Source organism: Paraburkholderia humisilvae (assembly GCF_902859855.1).
GTDB classification, from domain to species: domain Bacteria; phylum Pseudomonadota; class Gammaproteobacteria; order Burkholderiales; family Burkholderiaceae; genus Paraburkholderia; species Paraburkholderia humisilvae.
On record NZ_CADIKH010000050.1, the window covers coordinates 1 to 20,251 of the forward strand.

Below are 20,251 nucleotides of genomic sequence, written 5' to 3' on the forward strand. Positions count from 1 at the left end.
CACGGGCTCGGTCGTGCCCGGACGCGGCGTGCGCGACACCGTCAGCACGTTGTGCGTGCAACCTTTCACATAGCCGGCGGCCGTCGCGCACGTCGCATCGTCATACGTGTAACCGATCAGCGCGATCCGAAGGGCAGGAAGCTCTTTTTTCTGCGCCGCATTCCACCTGATCCGATGAGCCGAACCTCATCCGGTCCCGCCGGCGGCGACGACTGGGGCAAGCGAAGTTATGCGAGCGAGGCGGACGATCCTCAGGAAGGAAGCGACATCTATGACGTGTATTCCCGCAGCAACCGGAAAGGGCTCAATGGCACGCCCTATCGCGACTGGTGAACCGGAGATGACCAGGCGCAGAAGGAACGACGCGTTCACGCTCATCGAACTGCTTGTCGTCCTGGCGATCGTCGCGACGCTTCTTTCGATCGTCGCCCCGCGCTACATTCATCAGGCCGATCGCGCCAGAGAGGCCGCATTGAAGGAAAATCTGTCGGTACTGCGCCGCGCGCTCGACGAGTACTACAGCGACACAGGCAAGTATCCCGACAAGCTCTCCGAACTCCCTGAGCGTCGCTATCTGCGCAGCTTGCCGCTCGATCCGGTGACCAACCGGTCGGACACCTGGATACCGGTGCTGGGCAAGGACGAAGACGAAAAGACCGTCGTCGACGTGAAAAGCGGCGCTCGAGGCGAGGCGCAAGATGGGTCCGAGTACAGTGCATGGTGAAACATCACCGTTGCGCGAGGCGTCAGCGAGGCGTCAGCGAGGCGTCACCTATTTCTGGGCGCTCCTGCTCGTTCTGTTCATCACACTTGCGCTCGGCACGCTCGTCAATAACGTGAAGTCATCGGGGCAACGCGCCCGTGAAGCCGATCTGCTCGCGGTTGGCGACCTCTATAGGAACGCCATCCGCCAGTACGTCGCGAGCACGCCGGTCGGCGCGAGACGATACCCCGAAAAACTGGACGACCTGCTACGCGATCCCAGGTATCCCGTCGTACGCCGCTATCTGCGCCAGCTCTATCCGGACCCCATCACCGGCGCGCCCTTCGTCGCTATCCCTGCTCCGGAAGGCGGCGTGATGGGCGTGCGCAGCGCATCGCACAAGCAGCCTCTCAAGACAGCTGGACTCCAAGCGGAGACGGCGGGTTTTGTCAGATCCGGCACGTATCGGGATTGGGCGTTCGTCTACGCGCCGTAAGCGCGTTGCTATGCCTCGCCGTCAGGCAACGACTGGCGAATCTCTCGCCATTGAACCAGCTTGGCCGCATAGGACAGCGAGGCATGCGCGGGACTCGTCGAGGGAAGCCTGAGTATCCGGTACCGGCTGGCGTGACTACCGAGCGCGCGCTCGCCGAGCTTCGCCGCCGTGCCGCCGTTGAATGCAATCGCTGATAGCGAGGGCAGCGTCTCTATCAGGGCGAGCAGATCGTTGCTGGCATGTTCGCGTATCTGGCTGTCGAGACTACCTGTGCGCCTTGCCTGTGCCACCACGTCCCAGAGGCCAATCCCGCGCTTAAGAAGCGTATGCAAGCGGTCAGCGTATTCCATATTAACGAGGTGCTCGCCAATGACATCGCCGACCAGGGCCCAGAATCGATTTTGCCTGTGCGCATAGTACTGGTTGTGCGCAAGCGAAGCTTCCCCGGGCAGGCTGCCGAGTATGAGTATTCTCGTGTTGTGGTCCGCCACTGGCGGAAAGCACTTTTTGAGGGTCATGGGGCTTCGGGGATTCGGCGCTCGCGCGATTTCGTGCGCTACAGCACGCGCGTGCCGTCGCGCCCACCATGCGCGACCTGATGCGACCGCGCCGCCGTATGCTCGAGCGGCCGGCCGTGCTCGCGCGGAATCTGACGTTGCGGTTCCGCCGTCCGCGCCTCCGACCGCGCCGCGAGATGCGCCCACAGCGCAGGCAGCATGCATTCGGTGACCATCAACGGCGCGCGATGGCGCTCGAACACCGAACGGCGCGCGACTAGCGCATGCGCGCGCCGTTCGTCGACGCCTTCGATTTCGCGCGCCGCAAGCCGGAACAACGGATGTCGCGCGGTGAGCCGGCGGCTCACCAGCGCCGAACGCGCGACACTGCTGTCGCTATACAACAATTCAGCAAGGGGCCGCGTACGCAGCCGCCGCATCGCCTGCCAGACGCCCGTACTCGCCGCAACCGGCGCAATACTATGCGCCGCGACGAACGGCACACCGTCGACCGACAACACGACTTCGCGCACCCACACCGGCGCGCGCGGCGCGATAGCGAGTGCGCGATACTCATCGGCCCACGGCAATGCGACCGCCTCGCGGGTCACATGCACCGCAACCGCGCCCAGCGTGCGCAAATGCGCGGTCAGCGAGCCGCCGCGAGTCAGCCAGTCTTTCTGGTGGGGGGAAAAGGCCGGAAGTGGAGCGACGCGCCAGTGCGCGTCGGTGGGATCGAAACAGATAGGCATGCGCCAAATTATAGGGTGCGCGGAAAACCGGCGCAGTCACGCCGGCGCGACGCCTTTCCCGCGCGCATATTTGCGCAGCCGACCCTGCTTCAAAGCGGAAACGCCGTGACGATATGCGTATCGCCCGAGTGCTTGACTTCCAGGACTAGCCGCACGTGCGTGGTCTGACTCCCACTGAGGCCGGTCCCGACCGCTTCCTGCACGTCGACATCCACGACGGAGCGCCCGTCGCCGTCCTGTTGCAACGTGACGGTGCCCTGTTGCTTCGCATGTTGGCGAAACATGTCGAAGGCTCGATTGACTTCCTCCTTGATACCCTCCTCGCCTTTCGCGTCGTACCACTTCGACTTGCGTTGCCAGCCAGAAGTCATCGCCGCATTGCAGCCTTCCAGTCCGTGCTGCGTAAGCAGATGGTCCCAATCGACCGATTTGACGTTAAGGTCATCCCCTGCAACAGTAATGGGCATTTCATCTCTCCTGTTCCGCGTGAATTGGAGTCAACATGCCGAATCGCGGAGGCTCGTGCGACCCGGCTGCAGAACAGGTTAAGTGCGCCTTTGCCCCGCTATCTGACGGTTTCTGTTGACCCGCGCGGCGACCGGTCGACTTCATGCGCCAGCCGCGCCGCGACCCGTTCGACCACCGGCGCCCATGCGGCCGCGAACGGCTGCCTGAACAGTTCAACCGAGTCATACCAGCGCTGCGTCTCTGCGACGCCCCAGCACCAATGCGACACGTGATCAAGCATCGCCAGTACCGGCTTGCCTAGCGCGCCGGCCAGATGCAACGGAGCGCTGTCGATGGTGACCAGCACATCGAGCGCCTCGATATGCGCGGCAACATCATCGAAGCCGCGCGAATAATGCGCCGTCAGACTGCAGACGTTGCAGCCCAGTTGTGCGAGCGATTCGCTTTCGACTTCCTTGCCCGGCGTCAGCGGATAAAACGCGACGTTCTTCAACGCGCGCAGCGGCAACAACGCTTCGAGCGGCATCGATCGTTGCGCGTCCCGCCGATGCGTCGGACTGCCCGACCAGACGAGGCCCGCATGCAGCACACGGCGGCCGGCTAGCCCGCTTGCTGCCGCTGCCGCACGCACGCGTGCGTGCCACGCCGCGGTCAAGTCGCTGTCCGCCTGCAAGTACGCCGCGCCGTTCACCTGCTCCGGCTGCAAGCCGAGCGCAAGCGGCACGCTCATCATCGGTAGCGCGTAGTGCGCGTCGGCAGGCAGACCGTCTTCGATTGCGATGCACGAGTCAACGACCCTCGCGAACAGTGGATGCAATGGGCGCCGGCAGGCCAGCACCACGTGCCCGCCTTCGTCACGCACCCGCGCGGCGAGCCGCGGCAGAAAGCGCACCATCTGGATGTCGTCGCCATTGCCCTGCTCGCTATGCACAACGAGCGTCTTGCCGAGCAACGGTTCGCCGCGCCAGCGGCGATAGTGCCGCTCGATCACCTTGACGATGTTGCGCGCATCGCGGTCTGTGCGCGCAAGCCGCGCTTCGTAACGCGGCCATGCGCTCGCCCAGTCATCCCGGCGCAATTCGAGTTCAGCGAGATCGACAGCTGCCTCGACGCAGGTCGGGTCTACTGCGAGCGACGCGCGCAATGCAGCCTCGCTATCGCGATAACGCGCCTGCTCCAACCGATACATGCCGATCGCCGCCTGTACCGCCGCGTTGCCGGGCACAGCCGAATCGACCGCGCGCATCGTCGCTTCGGCCGCCCGTGCATCGCCCAACTGCCATTGCGCGTGACTGAGCTGCCACGCAAGCTCCGCATCCGCCGGATTACGCGACAACGCGCGCCGCGCGACCGGCACGACCGCATCCCAGTCACGTTTCTCGCGCAATGCCAGTGCAGCGTGCAGCGCCAGTGCAGGATGAACGTCCGGATCGAGCGCATAGGCGCGCAGCAACGCCTCGCGACGCTCTTGCGCGGCACGCTCGCCCGGCACGGCGGCAAGCACCTGCGCAAGCCACCACGCCGCTCGCGCATCATCCGGCACACGCTTTTCGTAGGCACGCAACAGGTGAATCGCCGGCGCCGGCGCACCGCATTGCTCGATGATCCACGCGATCCATGCAATCGAGCGATCCGGCGGTGACGTGTCAATCGCCCGTTCGCTCGCCGCGGCCGCCGCCACGTGATCGCCGAGGACATCGGTCAGTAGCGCGAGCCGTACGAAGCGATCGCCGGGATAGGCATCCACGTCCGCGTCAGACGCACTGTGATATGCGCGCTCGAATTGCCCCGCGCTCGCACATAGGTCCGCATGAATCTGCGGCGAAGCGCCGTCTTCCACCAGCGCGCTCGCGCACGCTTGAGCCGCATCGAACCCCTGCTCGCGCAAGGCCGCCCAGACTGCACGCAAAGGCCCGGCATCCAGCACCGACACGGATTGCAACATTTAACACTCCCTGCTTCGAATCAGACAGACAACACCCACTCGCGAAACACACTCATCAAAATGAGCGACACAGTTTCGTTGAAAATTTTTAGTTAGTAAACCATACTTAATTGGCGTTCATGATGGCCGCTTGAACGCAATCGCGTTAAATCAAGAAAAATCTTAAAGGAGTAGAAATTGACTAAGAATTCGAAAGAGACGTCGGATAGAATCGCGCATCTCGCCGCTGTGATACTGGCGAAACTCAATGTATCTCCGATCGAGAAGGAGCTTGCCGGCTCGGCGCTTGCACAGCATCACACGACGAAGCACACCAGTGCCGCGATCGGTAAGGTAGCGGCCAAAGTGCTGGCCGATTCGCGCGCATGCCCGGAAGCCAGGGAACTCGCAGGCTCCGTCCTTTCGCAGGTGCGCAATATTAATGAACGCGCGCCGGCGCGTTGAACCGTTACGCGCGCCTCGCGTCATTGATGAAGCAAAGAAAATGCGCTGCCGAAGCAGCGCATTTTCAGACTTCAGAACCCGGTCAGTTGCGGCGCGGCAACTCGACGCCCGCTCAGACCGCCCGCTCAGCCCGCCCGCGTAAGCAGCAACGCGTTGGTCCGCTTCACGAAGCTCGCCGGGTCTTCGAGCGAACCGCCTTCGGCCAGCAACGCCTGGTCGAACAGCAGATGCGCCCAGTCGTCGAAGTTTGCGCTGTCCGTATGCAAGCCCTTGACGAGCGGATGCTCCGGGTTCACTTCGAGAATCGGCTGCATCGCCGGCGCCTTCTGGCCCGCGGCCTTCAGCATGCGCTGCAGGTAACCGCTCATATCGCCTTCATCGGCGACGAGGCACGACGGCGAGTCGGTCAGCCGGAACGTCAGGCGCACGTCCTTCGCCTTGTCCTTTAGCGCCTCTTTCATCCGCTCGACGAGCGGCTTCAGTGCTTCGCCAACCTTCTCTTGCGCCTGCTTTTCCTCGTCGTTCAACTGACCCAGATCGAGGTCGCCGCGCGCGACGCTGGCAAGCGGCTTACCGTCGAACTCATTGAGGAACGACAGCATCCATTCATCGACGCGGTCCGTCAGCAGCAGCACTTCGACGCCCTTCTTGCGAAACACTTCGAGATGCGGGCTGTTCTTAGCGGCCTGCCACGTATCGGCGGTCACGTAGTAGATTTTCGACTGCTCGGGCTTCATCCGCTCGACATACTGAGCAAGCGATACGTTCTGCTCGTCAGTATCGTTGTGCGTCGATGCGAAACGCAGCAGCTTCGCGATGCGGTCCTTGTTCGCGAAGTCTTCGCCCATGCCCTCCTTCAGCACCTGGCCAAACTCCTTCCAGAACGTCGCGTACTTTTGCTTGTCGGCGTCGGCTTGCGCGTCGGTTTCAAGCGTCGCCAGTTCCTCGAGCATCGACAGCGCGCGCTTGGTCACGCCTTCACGGATCGACTTCACGTCGCGGCTTTCCTGCAGCAGTTCACGCGACACGTTCAGCGGCAGATCGCTCGAGTCGACCACGCCCTTCACGAAACGCAGGTAGAGCGGCAGCAATTGCTCGGCGTCGTCCATGATGAACACGCGCTTCACGTACAGCTTGAGCCCGCCGCGGTGATCGCGGTTCCACAGGTCAAACGGCGCATGCGCGGGCACATACAGCAGTTGCGTATACTCGCTGCGGCCTTCGACGCGGTTGTGCGTCCAGGTGAGCGGGTCCTGATGATCATGTGACAGATGCTGGTAGAACTGCTTGTACTGCTCTTCGCTGATGTCGTTCTTTGCGCGTGTCCACAATGCGCTCGCCTGGTTGACGGTCTCGTCTTCATCCTTCGTGACCATCTCGCTTTTTTCCGCATCCCACTCTTCCTTCTTCATCAGGATCGGCAGCGCGATATGGTCTGAGTACTTCTGGATGATCGACTTCAACCGGTACGACGACAGCAGTTCGTCCTCTTCGGCGCGCAGATGCAGCGTGATGGTCGTGCCGCGCGCGACGCGCTCGATCGTGTCGACCGCGAAATCGCCCTCGCCGGCGCTTTCCCAGTGTACGCCTTCCGATGCGGGCAGCCCCGCGCGGCGCGTTTCGACGGTGATCTTGTCGGCGACGATAAAGCCCGAATAGAAGCCGACGCCGAACTGGCCGATCAATGCCGCATCCCTCTGCTGATCGCCCGACAGCTTGCCGAAGAATTCCCGTGTACCCGAACGCGCGATCGTGCCGAGGTTCGAGATCGCTTCGTCGCGGCTCATGCCGATGCCGTTGTCGTCGATCGTCACCGTGCGCGCCGCTTTGTCGTACGACACGTGGATACGCAGATTCGGATCGTCCTCGAACAGCGCGTTGTTCGCAATCGCTTCGAAGCGCAGTTTGTCGGCCGCGTCCGATGCGTTAGAAATCAGCTCACGCAGAAAGATTTCCTTGTTGCTGTACAGCGAATGGATCATCAGATGCAGAAGTTGCTTCACTTCTGCCTGAAAGCTCATGGTTTCTTGTGCCATGGTCGAAGGTCCTCTCTATTGCGGGTTGATTCGGAATTCAGGTGGAACGGCGGCCTATGCGCAGCACTGCGCCCATGCGGCGCGCGGAACTCGCACACGCCGCGGCACACGCCGATCGTCGGCCAAAGTGGGGGCGCGGCCGCCCATTTCAAGGGCTCAGGAGGCGCGCCGGATCACGCTGTCCAGATACTCGCCGAGGAATGCGGGCAGCGCCGGATCGCCGCAATTCGCCACATTAAAGCGCATCCACGTCGTAGGCGACTGCTGCGGCGAAAAGAGACTGCCCGGCGTCAGCAGGAAGCCCGATTCGTGGCCCGCGGCGGCCAGCGCATCCGCGTCGACACCGGTGTCGGTCCAGACGAACATGCCCGCGCCGGGTGTCTGGAAGAGTCGCATGCCGGTCTTCTCGAGCATCCGGCACGCCTTGTCGCGCACGCCGTCCAGACGCGCGCGCAACCGCTCGACGTGGCGCCGGTAGTGTCCTTCCGTCAGGATTTTATATAGCACGCGCTCGTTGAGCTCCGGCGTCGTCATATTGACAAGCATCTTCTGGTCCGCCACCGCCTGCGCGATCTCGGGCGCGCACGCGATAAAGCCGACCCGCAGATTCGCGGCGAGCGTCTTCGAAAAGCTGCCGAGGTAAATCACGCGCTTCAACTGATCGAGGCTTGCCAGCCGCGTGGCCGGATAGCCGGGCGGACACAGGTCGCCGTAGATATCGTCTTCGACGACGATGAAGTCGTACTCCTCGGCCAGACGCAGGATGCGAAACGCCTGCGCGGCCGTCAGCGATGTGCCGGTCGGGTTCTGCAGCACCGAGTTGATCACGAGCATCTTCGGCCGCCACGTCTGCACGAGCGTCTCGAGCGCGTCGAGATCCGGGCCCTCCGGCGTGTACGGCATGCCGACCAGATGCGCGCCTTGTGACGCGATGCGCCCGAACATCTGGAACCATGCCGGGTCGCCGACGATCACCGCGTCGCCGGCCCGCATATAGAGCCGCGACAGCAGATCAATGCCTTGCGTGATGCCGGACACGAGCACGATGCTGTCCGGCGACGCGCCGATCTCGAGTTCTTCCAGCCGCGTCTGCAATTGCTGGCGCAGTGGCAGAAAGCCTTGCGGCGTGCCGAAGCCGAGCATCTGCGCGCCGCTTTGACGACCGAGCGTGCGCAGCGCGCCCGAGATCAGTTCGCCGTCCAGCCAGCGCGACGGCAGATAACCCAAACCGGGTCCGCGTTCGGGCTGCGTCGACGTATGCAGCATGTTGCGCAACAGCCAGACCACGTCGATCGTGCTCGGCCCCGGCGCGGCCTCGCTGGCCGCCCGGCGTTCGCCGGGTATGGGCGCCGCGAGGCGTTCGCGCACATAGAAGCCCGAACCGCGCCGCGAGTCCAGATAGCCCTGCGCGACGAGCCGCTCGTAGGCCTCGACGACGGTAAAGCGCGACACGCCCTTGTCGATCGCGAGTTTGCGGATCGACGGCATGCGCATGCCGGGACGAAACACGCGTTCGTCAACGCGGCGGCGCGCCCATTGGACGAGCTGGTCGACCAGCGTCAGCGAAGACGCGTCATGCGGGGCGGGAATCTGTTCGAGCGGGACGGACATAGCTGACTCCAACTGTACCGAAGACTACCTGCGCGATTGTACCGTTACTGTGCCGGTGGCAGACGTTACATTCGACTGTCACCGGGCCGGAAAATGGGCGGCGGTCTGGCCCTGGAAGCTGGCCGAGTCCACCCGGCAGCCGTTTGTATCAGGGGCTGCCGGGGCTTGCCAACGGTAACTGTACGTGTCGGATCGAAATACCCCAGCTGCGGCGCTGCGTATAGCCCGACCGGCACGTGAACCGTTATTCTTGGACATTTCACCGCAAACGCGTGCGCAACCGCGCAACGCGACGCTGTCCACGCGCCCGCTGCCCAACTGTTCTTTCGATCCACCATGACTGTCCATTCGCTTCGCCTCGATCATCTCGTCGTCTCGGCCCGCACGCTCGACGAAGGCACGCAGTATGTCGCCGATACGCTCGGCGTCGCGCCGTCCGGCGGCGGTGTGCATCCGCTGATGCGCACCTGCAACCGGCTGTTGAACCTGTGGGACGGCGTCTATCTCGAGGTGATCGCGCTCGACCCGGACGCGCCCGAGCCTGCCGCCGGCGCTGCGCGCCCGCGCCTGTTCGCGCTCGACGATCCGTCGGTCGCGGCGCGGCTCGCGAACGGGCCGTACCTGTCGCACTGGGTCGCGCGTGTCGAGCGGCCGAGACACCTCGCGCGCTGGCAAGCGCAGTACCCACAACGAATTGCGCCGGTCGTGCCGATGACACGCGGCGATTTCACCTGGGGCCTGACGGTGCCGGACGATGGCGCGTTCCCGAGCTGGCAGAACGCCGGCGACGGCATCGTGCCGAGCCTGATCCAGTGGGATACCACGCTGCATCCGTCGGCGCGCCTGCCCGAATCGGGCGTCGCGCTGAAGACGCTCAGCGCGATGCATCCGCGGGCCGACGTGATCGCCGCGCAGCTCGACTGGCTCGGCGCCGCGCATCTGATCACGCTGATGGACACAGACGGAGCCCCCGCGCTGATCGCCGAATTTGAAACACCCGGCGGTGCGCGCACACTCAAATAAGCCGTTCCGGCGCGGATTGCGCGCCCTTGCAACAGATAACCGACTCGGAGACACCCACGCCATGAATTCGCGCGAAACACAAGGCATGCTGCTCGGCCTCGTCGGCGTGATGGTTTTCAGCCTCACGCTGCCGATGACGCGCATCGTCGTCGCCGAATGGCATCCGCTGCTAAACGGTCTCGGCCGCGCGCTCCTCGCGTCCGTGCCGGCGGGCGTGTTGCTCCTATGGCGCCGCGAACGCCTGCCGAACTGGGCGCAACTGAAAAGCCTGTTCATTGTGTCGCTCGGCGTGATCATCGCGTTTCCGGTGTTTTCCGCGTGGTCGATGAAATACGTGCCGGCCTCGCACGGCGCGGTCGTCAATGGGCTGCAGCCGCTGTGCGTGGCGATTTACGCGGCGTGGCTGTCGCACGAGCGGCCGTCGAAACTGTTCTGGGTCAGCGCGCTGGCGGGCAGCGCGATCGTCGTCGCGTTTGCGCTGCATGCGGGCGGTGGTGCGCCGCAGGCGGGCGATCTGCTGATGCTGATCGCGGTCGGCATCGGCGCGCTCGGTTACGCGGAAGGCGCACGCCTGGCGAAACAGATCGGCGGCTGGCAGGTGATCTGCTGGGCGCTCGTGGTATCCGCACCGTTTCTCGCCCCGCCGGTCGCCTGGCTCGCGTGGCAGCAACACGTGCTGCATCCGGGGCCGGTCGCGCTGAGAACCTGGCTCGCATTCGGCTACGTCACGTTTTTTTCGCAATTTCTCGGCTTCTTCGCGTGGTATGCGGGCCTCGCGATGGGAGGCATCGCGCGGGTCGGCCAGGTGCAATTGCTGCAGATCTTCTTCACGATCGCTTTTTCGGCACTGTTCTTCGGCGAAAGCGTCGCGCCGTCGACGTGGTTATTCGCCGCCGCGGTCATCGCGACCGTGATGCTCGGTCGCCGCGCGGTCGTGCATCCGGCGCCGCACGCGGCGCGCGCGGGCTGAGGGGCCGTTCGAAGCGGCGCGGTTTCAGATCATTCACCGATCACATCAACACATGCAGATGAGGAGACCCAAACATGGACCAAAGCGACCTGAGCACCGTGAGCGCCCGCTCGTGGCAACTGTCCGAACGCGCACGCAAACTCACCAGCTCCGCCATCCGTGAAATCCTTAAGGTTACCGAACGGCCTGAAGTCATTTCATTTGCAGGCGGCTTGCCGGCGCCCGTGACGTTCCCCGCGGAACAGATGCGCGCGGCGTCCGACCGGATCTTGCGCGATGCGCCAGCCGCCGCGCTTCAATACAGTGCAACCGAAGGCTATATGCCGCTGCGCGAGTGGATCGCGGCGCGCTATTCGCAAGGCAACGTGCAGATCCGCCCGAGCCAGGTGCTGATCACGACCGGCTCGCAGCAGGCGCTCGATCTGCTCGGCAAGGTGCTGGTGTGCCCGCAAAGCCCGGTGCTCGTCGAAACGCCGACGTATCTCGGTGCGCTGCAATCGTTCTCGCTGTACGAGCCGCGCTACGTGCAGGTGCCCACCGATGACGCCGGCCTGATCCCCGCCGCGCTGACGCCTGACCTGACCGCCGGCGCACGGCTGCTGTATGCGCAGCCGAACTTCCAGAACCCGACCGGCCGGCGCCTGCCCGTCGAGCGCCGGCGCGCGCTGGCCGCATTCGCGCAGAACGCGGCGTTCCCGATCGTCGAAGACGACCCGTACGGCGCGCTCGACTACCGCGGCGAACCGCTGCCGACGCTGCTGTCGATGGCGCCCGATCACATCGTTCACCTCGGCTCGTTCTCGAAGGTGCTCGCACCGGGCTTGCGCGTCGGCTACATCATCGCGCCCGAAGAGCTGCACTTCAAACTCGTGCAGGCCAAGCAGGCCACCGATCTGCACACGCCGAGCTTCACGCAGCGCATCGTGCATGAAGTCGTGAAGGACGGTTTCCTCGATACGCACGTGCCGACCATTCGCGCGCTATACCGCGATCAATGCGCGGCGATGCTCGCGGCGCTCGAGCGCTACATGCCTGAAGGCGTCACGTGGACCCGGCCCGAGGGCGGCATGTTCGTATGGGTAGAACTGCCTGCGGCGATCGATACCATGAAGCTGCTCGAAGAAGCGGTCGCGCAGAACGTCGCATTCGTGCCGGGCGCACCGTTCTTTGCGAACGAAGCGCAACGCAATACGCTGCGGCTGTCGTTCGTCACCGTGCCGCCCGAAAAAATCGATGCCGGCATCGCGTGTCTCGCGGCGCTGGTACGCGCGCGCATCTGAAAACGCGCATTCAACCGCATCCGCGCCGCCCGGCGGCGCTACCATTGCGCTTTTACACCTGTCGAAAGGACTCGTCATGGCTCAAGCAAACGTATACGACAAACTGAAGGAACTCGGCGTCGCCTTGCCGTCCGCCGGCGCACCCGCCGCCGCTTATGTGATGAGCGCGCAAAGCGGCAACACCGTCTATCTGTCGGGCCACATCGCGAAGAAAGACGGCAAGCCTTGGGTCGGCAAACTCGGCGATAGCCTCACCACCGAAGAGGGCAAAGCCGCCGCACGTTCGATTGCGATCGATCTGCTCGCGACGCTTCACGCGCATGTCGGCGATCTGAACCGCGTGACGCGCATCGTCAAGGTAATGAGCCTCGTGAATTCGACGCTCGCGTTCACCGAGCAGCATCTCGTGACCAACGGCGCGTCCGAATTCTTCGTCGAAGTGTTTGGCGAGCGCGGCAAGCATGCGCGCTCCGCGTTCGGCGTTGCGCAAATCCCGCTTGGCGCGTGTGTCGAGATCGAGCTGATCGCGGAAGTCGCTTAACGCCTCATCGAGTGTGGCGCGCAGCGGCCAACCGTTGGCCGCTCGCAAGTGCACACGCCTTTACCCACAACGAGAAAGCCCGATGACCTCGCGCACTGTCCGCTTCAAACAAGTCGACGTTTTCACGTCGGTGCCTTTCAAAGGCAATCCACTTGCTGTCGTGTTCGATGCGGACAGTCTCGATAGCGAACAGATGCAGGTGATCGCACGCTGGACAAATCTGTCGGAGACCACATTCCTTTGCAAACCGACCGATCCCGCCGCTGACTATCGCGTGCGCATCTTCACGCCGGGGCGCGAGTTGCCGTTCGCAGGCCACCCGACACTCGGCACCGCGCATGCATGGCTCGAAAGCGGCTATCGGCCGCGGCAAGCGGGGCGACTGATCCAGCAATGCGGCGTCGGTCTCGTCGAACTGATGGCGTCCGGCGCAACGGCTGCGGCCGACGCGCCGCAGCCCGCTGTCTGGGCATTCGCCGCGCCGCCCGCGCGCATCACGCCGTTGCCCGACACGCACTTCGCGGCACTCGCGACCGCGTTGCGCACCGCTGCAATCGACTTCAGCGCGCCGCCATGTGGTGTCGACAATGGCGCGCCGTGGCTCGTCGTGCGGCTCGCATCGGCACATGCCTGCCTGGCGCTCGAACCCGATGCCCATGCGCTCGCGGCGCTCGCGCATGTCGTCGACGCGCATGGTCTCGCTGTGTATGGTCCGCATGCGGCTGACGGCCCAGCCACGTTCGAACTGCGCTGTCTGATGACAGGCAGCGCCTTCGGCGTCGGTGAAGACCCGGTGACCGGCAGCGCGAACGCCGCGCTCGCTTGCCTGCTGAACGTCCAGCAGCGCCGTCCGGGCGAGCGCTACACGGTTCGTCAAGGCACCGCGCTGGGCCGCGCCGGCGACGTCGCGATTCACTATGACGACGCAGCGGACAAGATCTGGATTGGCGGCGCGTCGGTCACCGTCGTCGACGGCACGTTCCGGCTCGGCTGAAGCGGGCGGACCCGCGAAACTCGTTGCCGTCATCAAAAGAGCCATGCGTGCAACGTGCAGCGACGGGCCCGGTCATCCACCAAGATTGAAATAAATTGATGTACCGCTGCTACAGCGAATTCGCGTAGCACGCGACTATGCGAAACACGTCGGTTCCTTTCGTTTCATGCAACAAGCATCGGCGAGTTCGCATCGGAAAGCGAACTTATGGAAGCGACAGCTCCTATTCATGCAAGTGCCCGCGAAAAAACCGCTCAACGGTTACGCGAGCACCTCGCCTTGCCTCGTTGAAACGCCCACCGGGCAAGGCTCTCCGGACCCCTCGTCCAGCCTGTCGGAACGCGTCGCACGCGCCTTCGGAAGCCCGCGTATACCCGATGCCACAACGCTTTCTTAATCCCTGGGCATTCAGTAATATCGAAATGTAACCGATGACCATCGGATGGTTCGCACGACGCCCCGCCGCTTTCCGCAGTAATTGCGATACTTCGCTTACCATGCACGGGTTACCTACAGCGCAGTCGTCGATCGAAACACAATCACTGCCGTCAGACACAGGGTCACGGTCCATTCGATGAATCAGCTCCCTCATTCCAGCGCACGAGAAGCCAGGCACCGGCTCGATCCGGCCGCCTCGCGCCGTCGCGCGCTGCTCGCGATACCGGCGCTCGGCGTGCTGGTGCTCGTGCTGCTGTGGACTGTTATCTTCGCGCGGCTGTCGGTTGAAAAGGACTCCACATACCGGGAAGCGATGGCGTCGGCCGGCATTCTGTCCGCCGCGCTCGAACAGCATACGGTGAAGGCGATTCACCAGGTCGACCAGATCACGCGCTTCGTCAAATATGAGTTCGAAAAATCGCCTGGCCACTTCGATCTGGCGAGCACGGTCGAGAAAGGCGTCGTGCAAAGCGAGACGCTCGTGCAGGTCTCGCTGATCGATGAGCATGGCAAGCTCGTCGCAAGCACCGCCGAACCGAATCCGAAACCGATCGATCTGTCGGACCGCGAGCACTTCAAGGTGCATGAGCACGAGAACGACGACCAGCTGTATATCAGCAAGCCGGTGCTCGGCCGCGTGTCCGGCCACTGGACGTTGCAGATGACGCGCCGTCTCAATCACCCGGACGGTGCATTCGCGGGCGTCGTGGTGGTCTCCGAAGACCCGAGCTACTTCACGAGCGACTTCTATAACAACGCGGCAATCGGCCGCGACGGCGTGATCGCGGTCATCTCGGACAACGGCACCGTGCTCGCGCGCCGCACCGGCAGCGACGAGCGCGCATCCGGCGTGTTTACCGCGAGCGGCACGTATCCGACGTCCGAGCACGTGTCGGGCACGTACGTCGACCCGATCGACAAGGTCACGCGCATCGTGTCGTACCGGCATATCGATGGTTATCCGCTGGGCGTGCTGGTCGGTCTGTCGCAGGCCGAAGAATTCGCCGACTACAACCATACGCGCAACGTGTATCTGCTGATGGCGAGCTTTATCTCGCTCGCGATGCTCGGCTTCTTCGCCGTCGCAACCGGGCTGATCGGCAAGCTGCTCGGCCGCGAGCGCGAGATGACGCATCTGGTCGAATACGATCTGCTGACCGGCCTGCGTAACCGGTATTCGACGCTGCAAATTCTCCATCATGAAGTTGCGCAGACCTCGAATGTCGGGCGGCTCGCCATCCTGTTCATCGATCTCGACAACTTCAAAACGGTCAACGACACGCTCGGCCACAACGCCGGCGACATCGTGCTGCAAATGACCGCGGCCCGCCTTGCCGACGCGGTCGCCGACATGGGCACGCTGTCGCGCATCGGCGGCGACGAGTTCGTCGTGATCGTCAAAGGCGATGACGTCGAAGAACGCGCGGTCGCGGCCGCTGAAGCGGCCTCCGAAGTGTTCGCGAAACCGTTCGAAGTGCGCGGCAGCACCTTTGTCCTGCATGCCAGCATCGGCATTGCGCTCTACTCGATCGCGAACGAAAGCGAGATCGATCTGCTGAAAAAGGCCGACCTCGCGATGTACAGCGCAAAGGACGCGGGCAAGAACTGCTACCAGTTCTATTCGCCGCAGTTGTCGCATCGCGCAGACCATTTGATGAAGTGGGAACAGCAACTGCGCATAGCGCTCGCCGACGGCCAGTTGTTCCTCGCCTATCAGCCGAAAATCGACCTGACGCGCCGCTGTATCACCGGCTTCGAGGCGCTGGTACGCTGGAACCATCCGCAGCACGGGCTGATTCCGGCAAACGAATTTATTCCGGTTGCCGAATCGACAGGCCTCATCGTGCCGATCGGCGACTTCGTGATCCAGACCGCATGCCAGCAACTCGCGATATGGCAGCAGCAAGGGTATGAATCGCTGTCGCTCGCGGTCAATATCTCCGCGGTGCAATTCTGGCGCGGCGATCTGTTCGATACGATCGCACGCGCGATCGAAGACAGCGGCATCTCGGCGCGCCGCCTCGAACTCGAGATCACCGAGACCGCGATGATGGAATTCCCGGATCTCGTGTCGGAGAAAATCTTCGCGTTAAAGCGTCTGGGCGTGCGTATCGCGCTCGACGATTTCGGCACCGGCTATTCGTCGCTGTCCTATCTGAACCGTTTCTCGGTTGACACGCTGAAGGTGGATCGCTCGTTCGTCCAGGCCGTTCCTGGCGACCGCAGCGTCTGCGTGATGGTGACCGCGATCGTCAATCTCGCGCGCTCGCTCGGGTTGACGGTGGTGGTGGAAGGCACCGAAACGGAAGAACAGATCGCGTGGCTGTCCGCGCTCGGACATATCGAAGCGCAAGGGTTCCTGTTCTCGCGGCCGGTGCCGGCTGATGGAATTCCGGCGCTGCTCGAACGTTTTGGCGTATGCGGCATGCGCACGCGGCAGCCGATACGCGAGCGCAGCGACGACAGCACCAGCGACGCGTCGAGCACCAGCGGCCAGTCCGCCTGATACCCGGCATACCGAACGGATCGCGGCAAGCCGCGCCGGACTCGGGCACGTTCCAACCGCGCCCCGTGGCTATTGTCTGCCGCTATTGCGCGCCGCCGTGCCTCACCGCTTGAGTGGCACGCATGCCACTGCCGGCCAGCACTGTCGAAACGCAAGGAGAAACGGCGGGCCGCCGCACACGCCGCCGCGCGACCAGCATGCAAACCCTGACGACCAACGACGCCGCGCACCGTGACGATCGCGAACCGCTGTGGACGCTATTCCGGGTGGTATTCGGACTGTCCGCACTGTCGTGGGGCGGCCTCGCGCTGATGGCGCAACTGGAGAATCACTATGTTGAGCGAGAGGCGAGACTCTCGCGCCTCGCGTTTTCCGATCTGATCGCGCTTGCGTGGATGGTGCCAGGCCCGGTCGGCTGCAACGTCGCTATTCAGCTTGGCCATGCATTGCGCGGCCGCGCCGGCGCGTGGATCGCCGGCATTGCGAGCGTGCTGCCGTTCTTTGTGCTAATGACCGTATTTGCGATTTTCTATCGGACGCCGCTCGTGCGCGCCGCCGCGTCCCGGACACTGCTCAATCACTTCAATGTCGTGCTCGCGACGCTGATCGCGGTCACCTGGTACAAGCAGACCCGCACGCTGGTGCGCGCACCGCTCGAATGGTGCGCGGCGGTGCTGGGCTGCGCCGTGCTGTTCTATGCGCATAGCGCCGCCGCGTATGTCGCGATGCTCGGCGCCGCGTTCGCCGCCGGCTGGCTAAGCAGCTCGGTGCGTGGCAAGCGCCTCACGACGTCGATCACCGCGAACGACTGGCGGCTGCTCGTCACGCTCACGCTTCTTGTCGCGCTGTTCGCATTGCCGCTGCCGCATCGCTACGAACTCGCGCTATTGTGGCCGCGGCTCGCGGGCGCCGGCATGACGCTGTTCGGCGGCGGGTTTTCCGCGCTGCCGGTGCTCAAGACGCTATTCGTCACCCCCGCCACCGGCCTCTCCGATAGCGACTTCACGCTCGCCTTTTCGCTATCGCCGCTCTCGCCCGGGCCGCTGCTGAACGTCGTACCGTTCTTCGGCTATCTGATCGACGGCTGGCCCGGCGCACTGATCGCGACGCTCGCGCTGTTCGTGCCGTCCGGCTGCCTCGCGGTGCTCGCCCAACGGCATCTGCATCAATTGCGCGCGCATCCGCGCTTCGAAAGCGGCATGCGCGTGTTGCGCGCGGCCACCACCGCATTTCTCGCGCTCGCGGTGCTGCGCATCGCGCGGTACGTGCCCTTCGAGCCCGTCTATCTCGCGACCGCGTTGTTTTCGGCGATGTGCTTCGCGAAGCTGAAACTGCCGGTGTATATCGTCTATGGAACGGTCGCGCTCGCGTGCGCAGCGTGGCTGGTGTCCGGACATCCGCTGTGAGCGTGCCTTTGCAACACTTCAGTGCAAATACGTGACGAAACCGGGAATACGCGGCCCATTCAGGTGTTTTAAAGGAGACTTGCCTGAATGTCCGAGGGCCGCACATGACCGATTTGATTACCCGCGACGATACGTCGATCCGACCCGGCAAAACGCTGCGCATGCTGGGCGTATTCGAAGAGTACTTCTGGCTGCTGCAGCAGCGCTTGCCACGCACGATCGTCGTGGCCACCGAGGTGCAGGGGCGAACCACGGTCGAGCAATGGCGTGCCGCGCTCGGCGCGGTGCAAGCGCACCACACGATTCTATCGGCGCGCATTCGTCAGAAGCCTGGCTTGCGGCCGTGCTTCGAGTTCGTCCCGAACGCGCCGCTCGCGCTGAAAGTCGTGCCGAGTGAGTCCGGCACCCGACTGTTCGAACTGATCTCCGCCGAGCTGGCGACGCGCTTTGTACCCGATGACGCATTGCTGCGCGTATCGATCCTGTACAGCCGGGACCGCACGACGCTCGTGCTCGGCGCCGATCACGCCGCGCTCGACGGCCCATCGCTGATCCTGCTGATTCGCGACCTGGTGCGCGCGCTGGCCGGAGAAGCGCTCGGTAGTCCGCGCGCGATGCCGCCGTCGCACGATCAGTTGCTCGGGCTGCGTACCAGCGACCAATATGCGTTCGCGACGCTGTCCCGTACGGCACGCGACGAGCAACGGCACGGATTGCAACCCATGGCCGACGCAACGCTTGCCGCGGACCATGAACAACCGCTGCTTCAGCAGATCTGGCTCGAGCCGTCGGTGTCCGCGCTGGTTGCACGGCATGCGCGCAACCAACAGGCCACCGTACACGGCGCGCTGTGCGCCGCCGTGATGCTCGCCGGACGCGCGCTGTCGCGATCGTGGCGGGACAATACCGTCCGTTGCTCAAGCTCGATCGACTCGCGTGCGCTGTTTGGCGCGAACGAGCAACTCGGAGTCTTTGAAGCGCAGCGCTGCACGGAGCTCGAACCGTTGACTCCGCCGTCCTTCTGGGAGGTGGCGCGCACCGTCACGCAGAACCTTGCGGTACGCACGTCCGCAGTCGAGTCCGCCGGCGGTTTCTCCACGCCGGTGCTCGATATGATCTCGGCCGGCGCCGACCCGGACCAGCTCGTGATTAGCAACCGCCAACGCGCGCCAACGCTGCGCATCGACAACTATGGGCAGTTGGCCATTCCGTCGGAGTACGGGCGCTTGCGCGTCAAATGGGTGACGCCTGCCGCGATGCATGGCGCGCCGCATACGCAGAGCCTCTCGGTTGCGAGCGTCGATGGGTTGCTGTGCATCACCAATGTCAGCGCCGAACCGGTGCCGTCACTGCTTGGCAACGCGCGGCGCCTGCTGCTCGCACAACTGGGCTGAACAGGCGAGCGAGGCGCTCACTCAAAACCCGCGCGACATTACCGCGACGCCGATCGTCACCACGCCGAGCACCAGATTCACGATGACGAGCCGCCGCACGGTCGCGACCGCATTCGCGCCGTCCGGCCACTTCTGCGCCTGCACGGCGCGGCGGATGCGCGGAAACACCGCAAAGCGGATGTGTCCGAAAATCAGCATCATCACAATGCCGAAACCGGCCATCGTATGCAGCGGCCATGACGCATGTGCGCCGCCGTACTGCGATAGCAGGAAACCGCCGGACAGCAGAATCACGATCACGGACACGCCGACCCAGTTGAAGAACCGCGCGAAGACCGACTCCCACAGCGGCAGCCTCAACTGCGGCGACAGGTCGCCGAGCGCAGGCCGCAGGCAGAAATTGGCGAACACCATGCCGCCGATCCAGACGGCGACGCCAAGCAGGTGGAGAAAGAGCGCGATTTCGATCGCTTTGGTCATTCGTTTTCCTTTGTCGTATCGGTGCGGTGGCCAGGTTGCGCGTTCGACCGCCCGCGTGCCACGCAGTTCATCGCGCGATGCATTGCGATGCGTTGTGATACGTCGCGATGGCTGCGGCGGGTCCGCGGCGAATCGAGCAGCCTCGTTCCCGTACGAGGCATTGTTCGAACCTGTGCGCTGATAACAGTTGCGGCGTGCCGCGCATTCCGTCGAATACGCGAGACACGCCTCCTTTGTATCCGTGCTTTGTATCGTTATCCGTACCGG

Annotated in this window: 18 protein-coding genes and 1 pseudogene; 12 read left to right on the plus strand and 7 right to left on the minus strand. The window is 63.9% G+C overall.

Going from position 1 to position 20,251, the window contains the following annotated elements; translation table 11 throughout:
- The 3 genes and pseudogenes from HV796_RS43480 to HV796_RS32210 all read left to right on the plus strand — a co-directional run.
- A pseudogene (locus HV796_RS43480) lies at positions 1–333 on the plus strand (hypothetical protein); the annotation flags it as partial.
- On the plus strand, positions 308–724 hold the full coding sequence (locus tag HV796_RS32205; protein ID WP_246356147.1) for a type II secretion system protein: 417 nt from the start codon (positions 308–310) through the stop codon (positions 722–724). The pseudogene HV796_RS43480 and the gene HV796_RS32205, both read left to right, overlap by 26 nt.
- The gene (locus tag HV796_RS32210; protein ID WP_175231946.1) at positions 699–1,199 is read left to right on the plus strand and encodes a type II secretion system protein; all 501 of its coding nucleotides are present in this window, start codon (positions 699–701) and stop codon (positions 1,197–1,199) included. The genes HV796_RS32205 and HV796_RS32210 overlap by 26 nt, the downstream gene beginning before the upstream one ends.
- 8 nt (positions 1,200–1,207) lie before the next feature.
- Here HV796_RS32210 and HV796_RS32215 read toward each other — a convergent pair whose 3' ends face one another.
- From HV796_RS32215 to HV796_RS32230, 4 genes are all read right to left on the minus strand, one after another.
- A complete protein-coding gene (locus HV796_RS32215) occupies positions 1,208–1,717 on the minus strand; it encodes a DNA-deoxyinosine glycosylase (protein WP_175231947.1) in 510 nt (169 codons plus the stop codon).
- Positions 1,718–1,755: 38 nt separating this feature from the next.
- On the minus strand, positions 1,756–2,448 hold the full coding sequence (locus tag HV796_RS32220) for a chorismate--pyruvate lyase family protein (RefSeq protein WP_175231948.1): 693 nt from the start codon (positions 2,446–2,448) through the stop codon (positions 1,756–1,758).
- 89 nt (positions 2,449–2,537) lie between these two features.
- Complete coding sequence (locus HV796_RS32225; RefSeq protein WP_175231949.1) at positions 2,538–2,915, minus strand: hypothetical protein; 378 nt, start codon at positions 2,913–2,915, stop codon at positions 2,538–2,540.
- Positions 2,916–3,013: 98 nt separating this feature from the next.
- Positions 3,014–4,861, minus strand: a complete 1,848-nt coding sequence (locus HV796_RS32230; RefSeq protein ID WP_175231950.1) for a tetratricopeptide repeat protein — start codon at positions 4,859–4,861, stop codon at positions 3,014–3,016.
- Positions 4,862–5,038: 177 nt separating this feature from the next.
- Here HV796_RS32230 and HV796_RS32235 point away from each other — a divergent pair, with 177 nt between their 5' ends.
- Complete coding sequence (locus tag HV796_RS32235) at positions 5,039–5,305, plus strand: hypothetical protein (RefSeq protein WP_175231951.1); 267 nt, start codon at positions 5,039–5,041, stop codon at positions 5,303–5,305.
- 125 nt (positions 5,306–5,430) lie between these two features.
- Here HV796_RS32235 and htpG read toward each other — a convergent pair whose 3' ends face one another.
- Both htpG and HV796_RS32245 read right to left on the minus strand, forming a co-directional pair.
- Positions 5,431–7,341, minus strand: coding sequence for a molecular chaperone HtpG (gene htpG, locus HV796_RS32240; RefSeq protein WP_175231952.1), 1,911 nt, complete (start codon positions 7,339–7,341; stop codon positions 5,431–5,433).
- A 156-nt stretch (positions 7,342–7,497) separates the two neighbouring features.
- Positions 7,498–8,952, minus strand: coding sequence for an aminotransferase-like domain-containing protein (locus HV796_RS32245; RefSeq protein ID WP_175231953.1), 1,455 nt, complete (start codon positions 8,950–8,952; stop codon positions 7,498–7,500).
- A gap of 336 nt (positions 8,953–9,288) precedes the next feature.
- On the opposite strand from HV796_RS32245, the gene HV796_RS32250 reads away from it, so the two are divergent.
- The 8 genes from HV796_RS32250 to HV796_RS32285 all read left to right on the plus strand — a co-directional run bounded on the left by HV796_RS32250 (position 9,289) and on the right by HV796_RS32285 (position 19,504).
- Positions 9,289–9,975, plus strand: a complete 687-nt coding sequence (locus HV796_RS32250) for a VOC family protein (RefSeq protein ID WP_175231954.1) — start codon at positions 9,289–9,291, stop codon at positions 9,973–9,975.
- A 61-nt stretch (positions 9,976–10,036) separates the two neighbouring features.
- The gene (locus HV796_RS32255; RefSeq protein WP_175231955.1) at positions 10,037–10,945 is read left to right on the plus strand and encodes a DMT family transporter; all 909 of its coding nucleotides are present in this window, start codon (positions 10,037–10,039) and stop codon (positions 10,943–10,945) included.
- A 74-nt stretch (positions 10,946–11,019) separates the two neighbouring features.
- Positions 11,020–12,225 (plus strand): aminotransferase-like domain-containing protein, encoded by a 1,206-nt coding sequence (locus HV796_RS32260; protein WP_175231956.1) that lies wholly within the window; start codon positions 11,020–11,022, stop codon positions 12,223–12,225.
- Between the two features lie 76 nt (positions 12,226–12,301).
- On the plus strand, positions 12,302–12,766 hold the full coding sequence (locus HV796_RS32265) for a RidA family protein (RefSeq protein WP_175231957.1): 465 nt from the start codon (positions 12,302–12,304) through the stop codon (positions 12,764–12,766).
- Between the two features lie 82 nt (positions 12,767–12,848).
- Entirely contained in the window at positions 12,849–13,760 is a 912-nt protein-coding gene (locus HV796_RS32270; protein WP_175231958.1) for a PhzF family phenazine biosynthesis protein, read from the plus strand.
- A 574-nt stretch (positions 13,761–14,334) separates the two neighbouring features.
- A complete protein-coding gene (locus HV796_RS32275; protein ID WP_175231959.1) occupies positions 14,335–16,704 on the plus strand; it encodes a bifunctional diguanylate cyclase/phosphodiesterase in 2,370 nt (789 codons plus the stop codon).
- 197 nt (positions 16,705–16,901) lie between these two features.
- Positions 16,902–18,110 (plus strand): chromate transporter, encoded by a 1,209-nt coding sequence (locus HV796_RS32280; protein WP_175231988.1) that lies wholly within the window; start codon positions 16,902–16,904, stop codon positions 18,108–18,110.
- Positions 18,111–18,214: 104 nt separating this feature from the next.
- Positions 18,215–19,504: a hypothetical protein gene (locus tag HV796_RS32285; protein ID WP_175231960.1), complete on the plus strand. Its 1,290-nt coding sequence runs from the start codon at positions 18,215–18,217 to the stop codon at positions 19,502–19,504.
- Positions 19,505–19,525: 21 nt separating this feature from the next.
- On the opposite strand, the gene HV796_RS32290 is transcribed toward HV796_RS32285, so the two are convergent.
- The gene (locus HV796_RS32290) at positions 19,526–19,984 is read right to left on the minus strand and encodes a CopD family protein (protein WP_175231961.1); all 459 of its coding nucleotides are present in this window, start codon (positions 19,982–19,984) and stop codon (positions 19,526–19,528) included.
- Between the last annotated feature and the right edge of the window lie 267 nt (positions 19,985–20,251).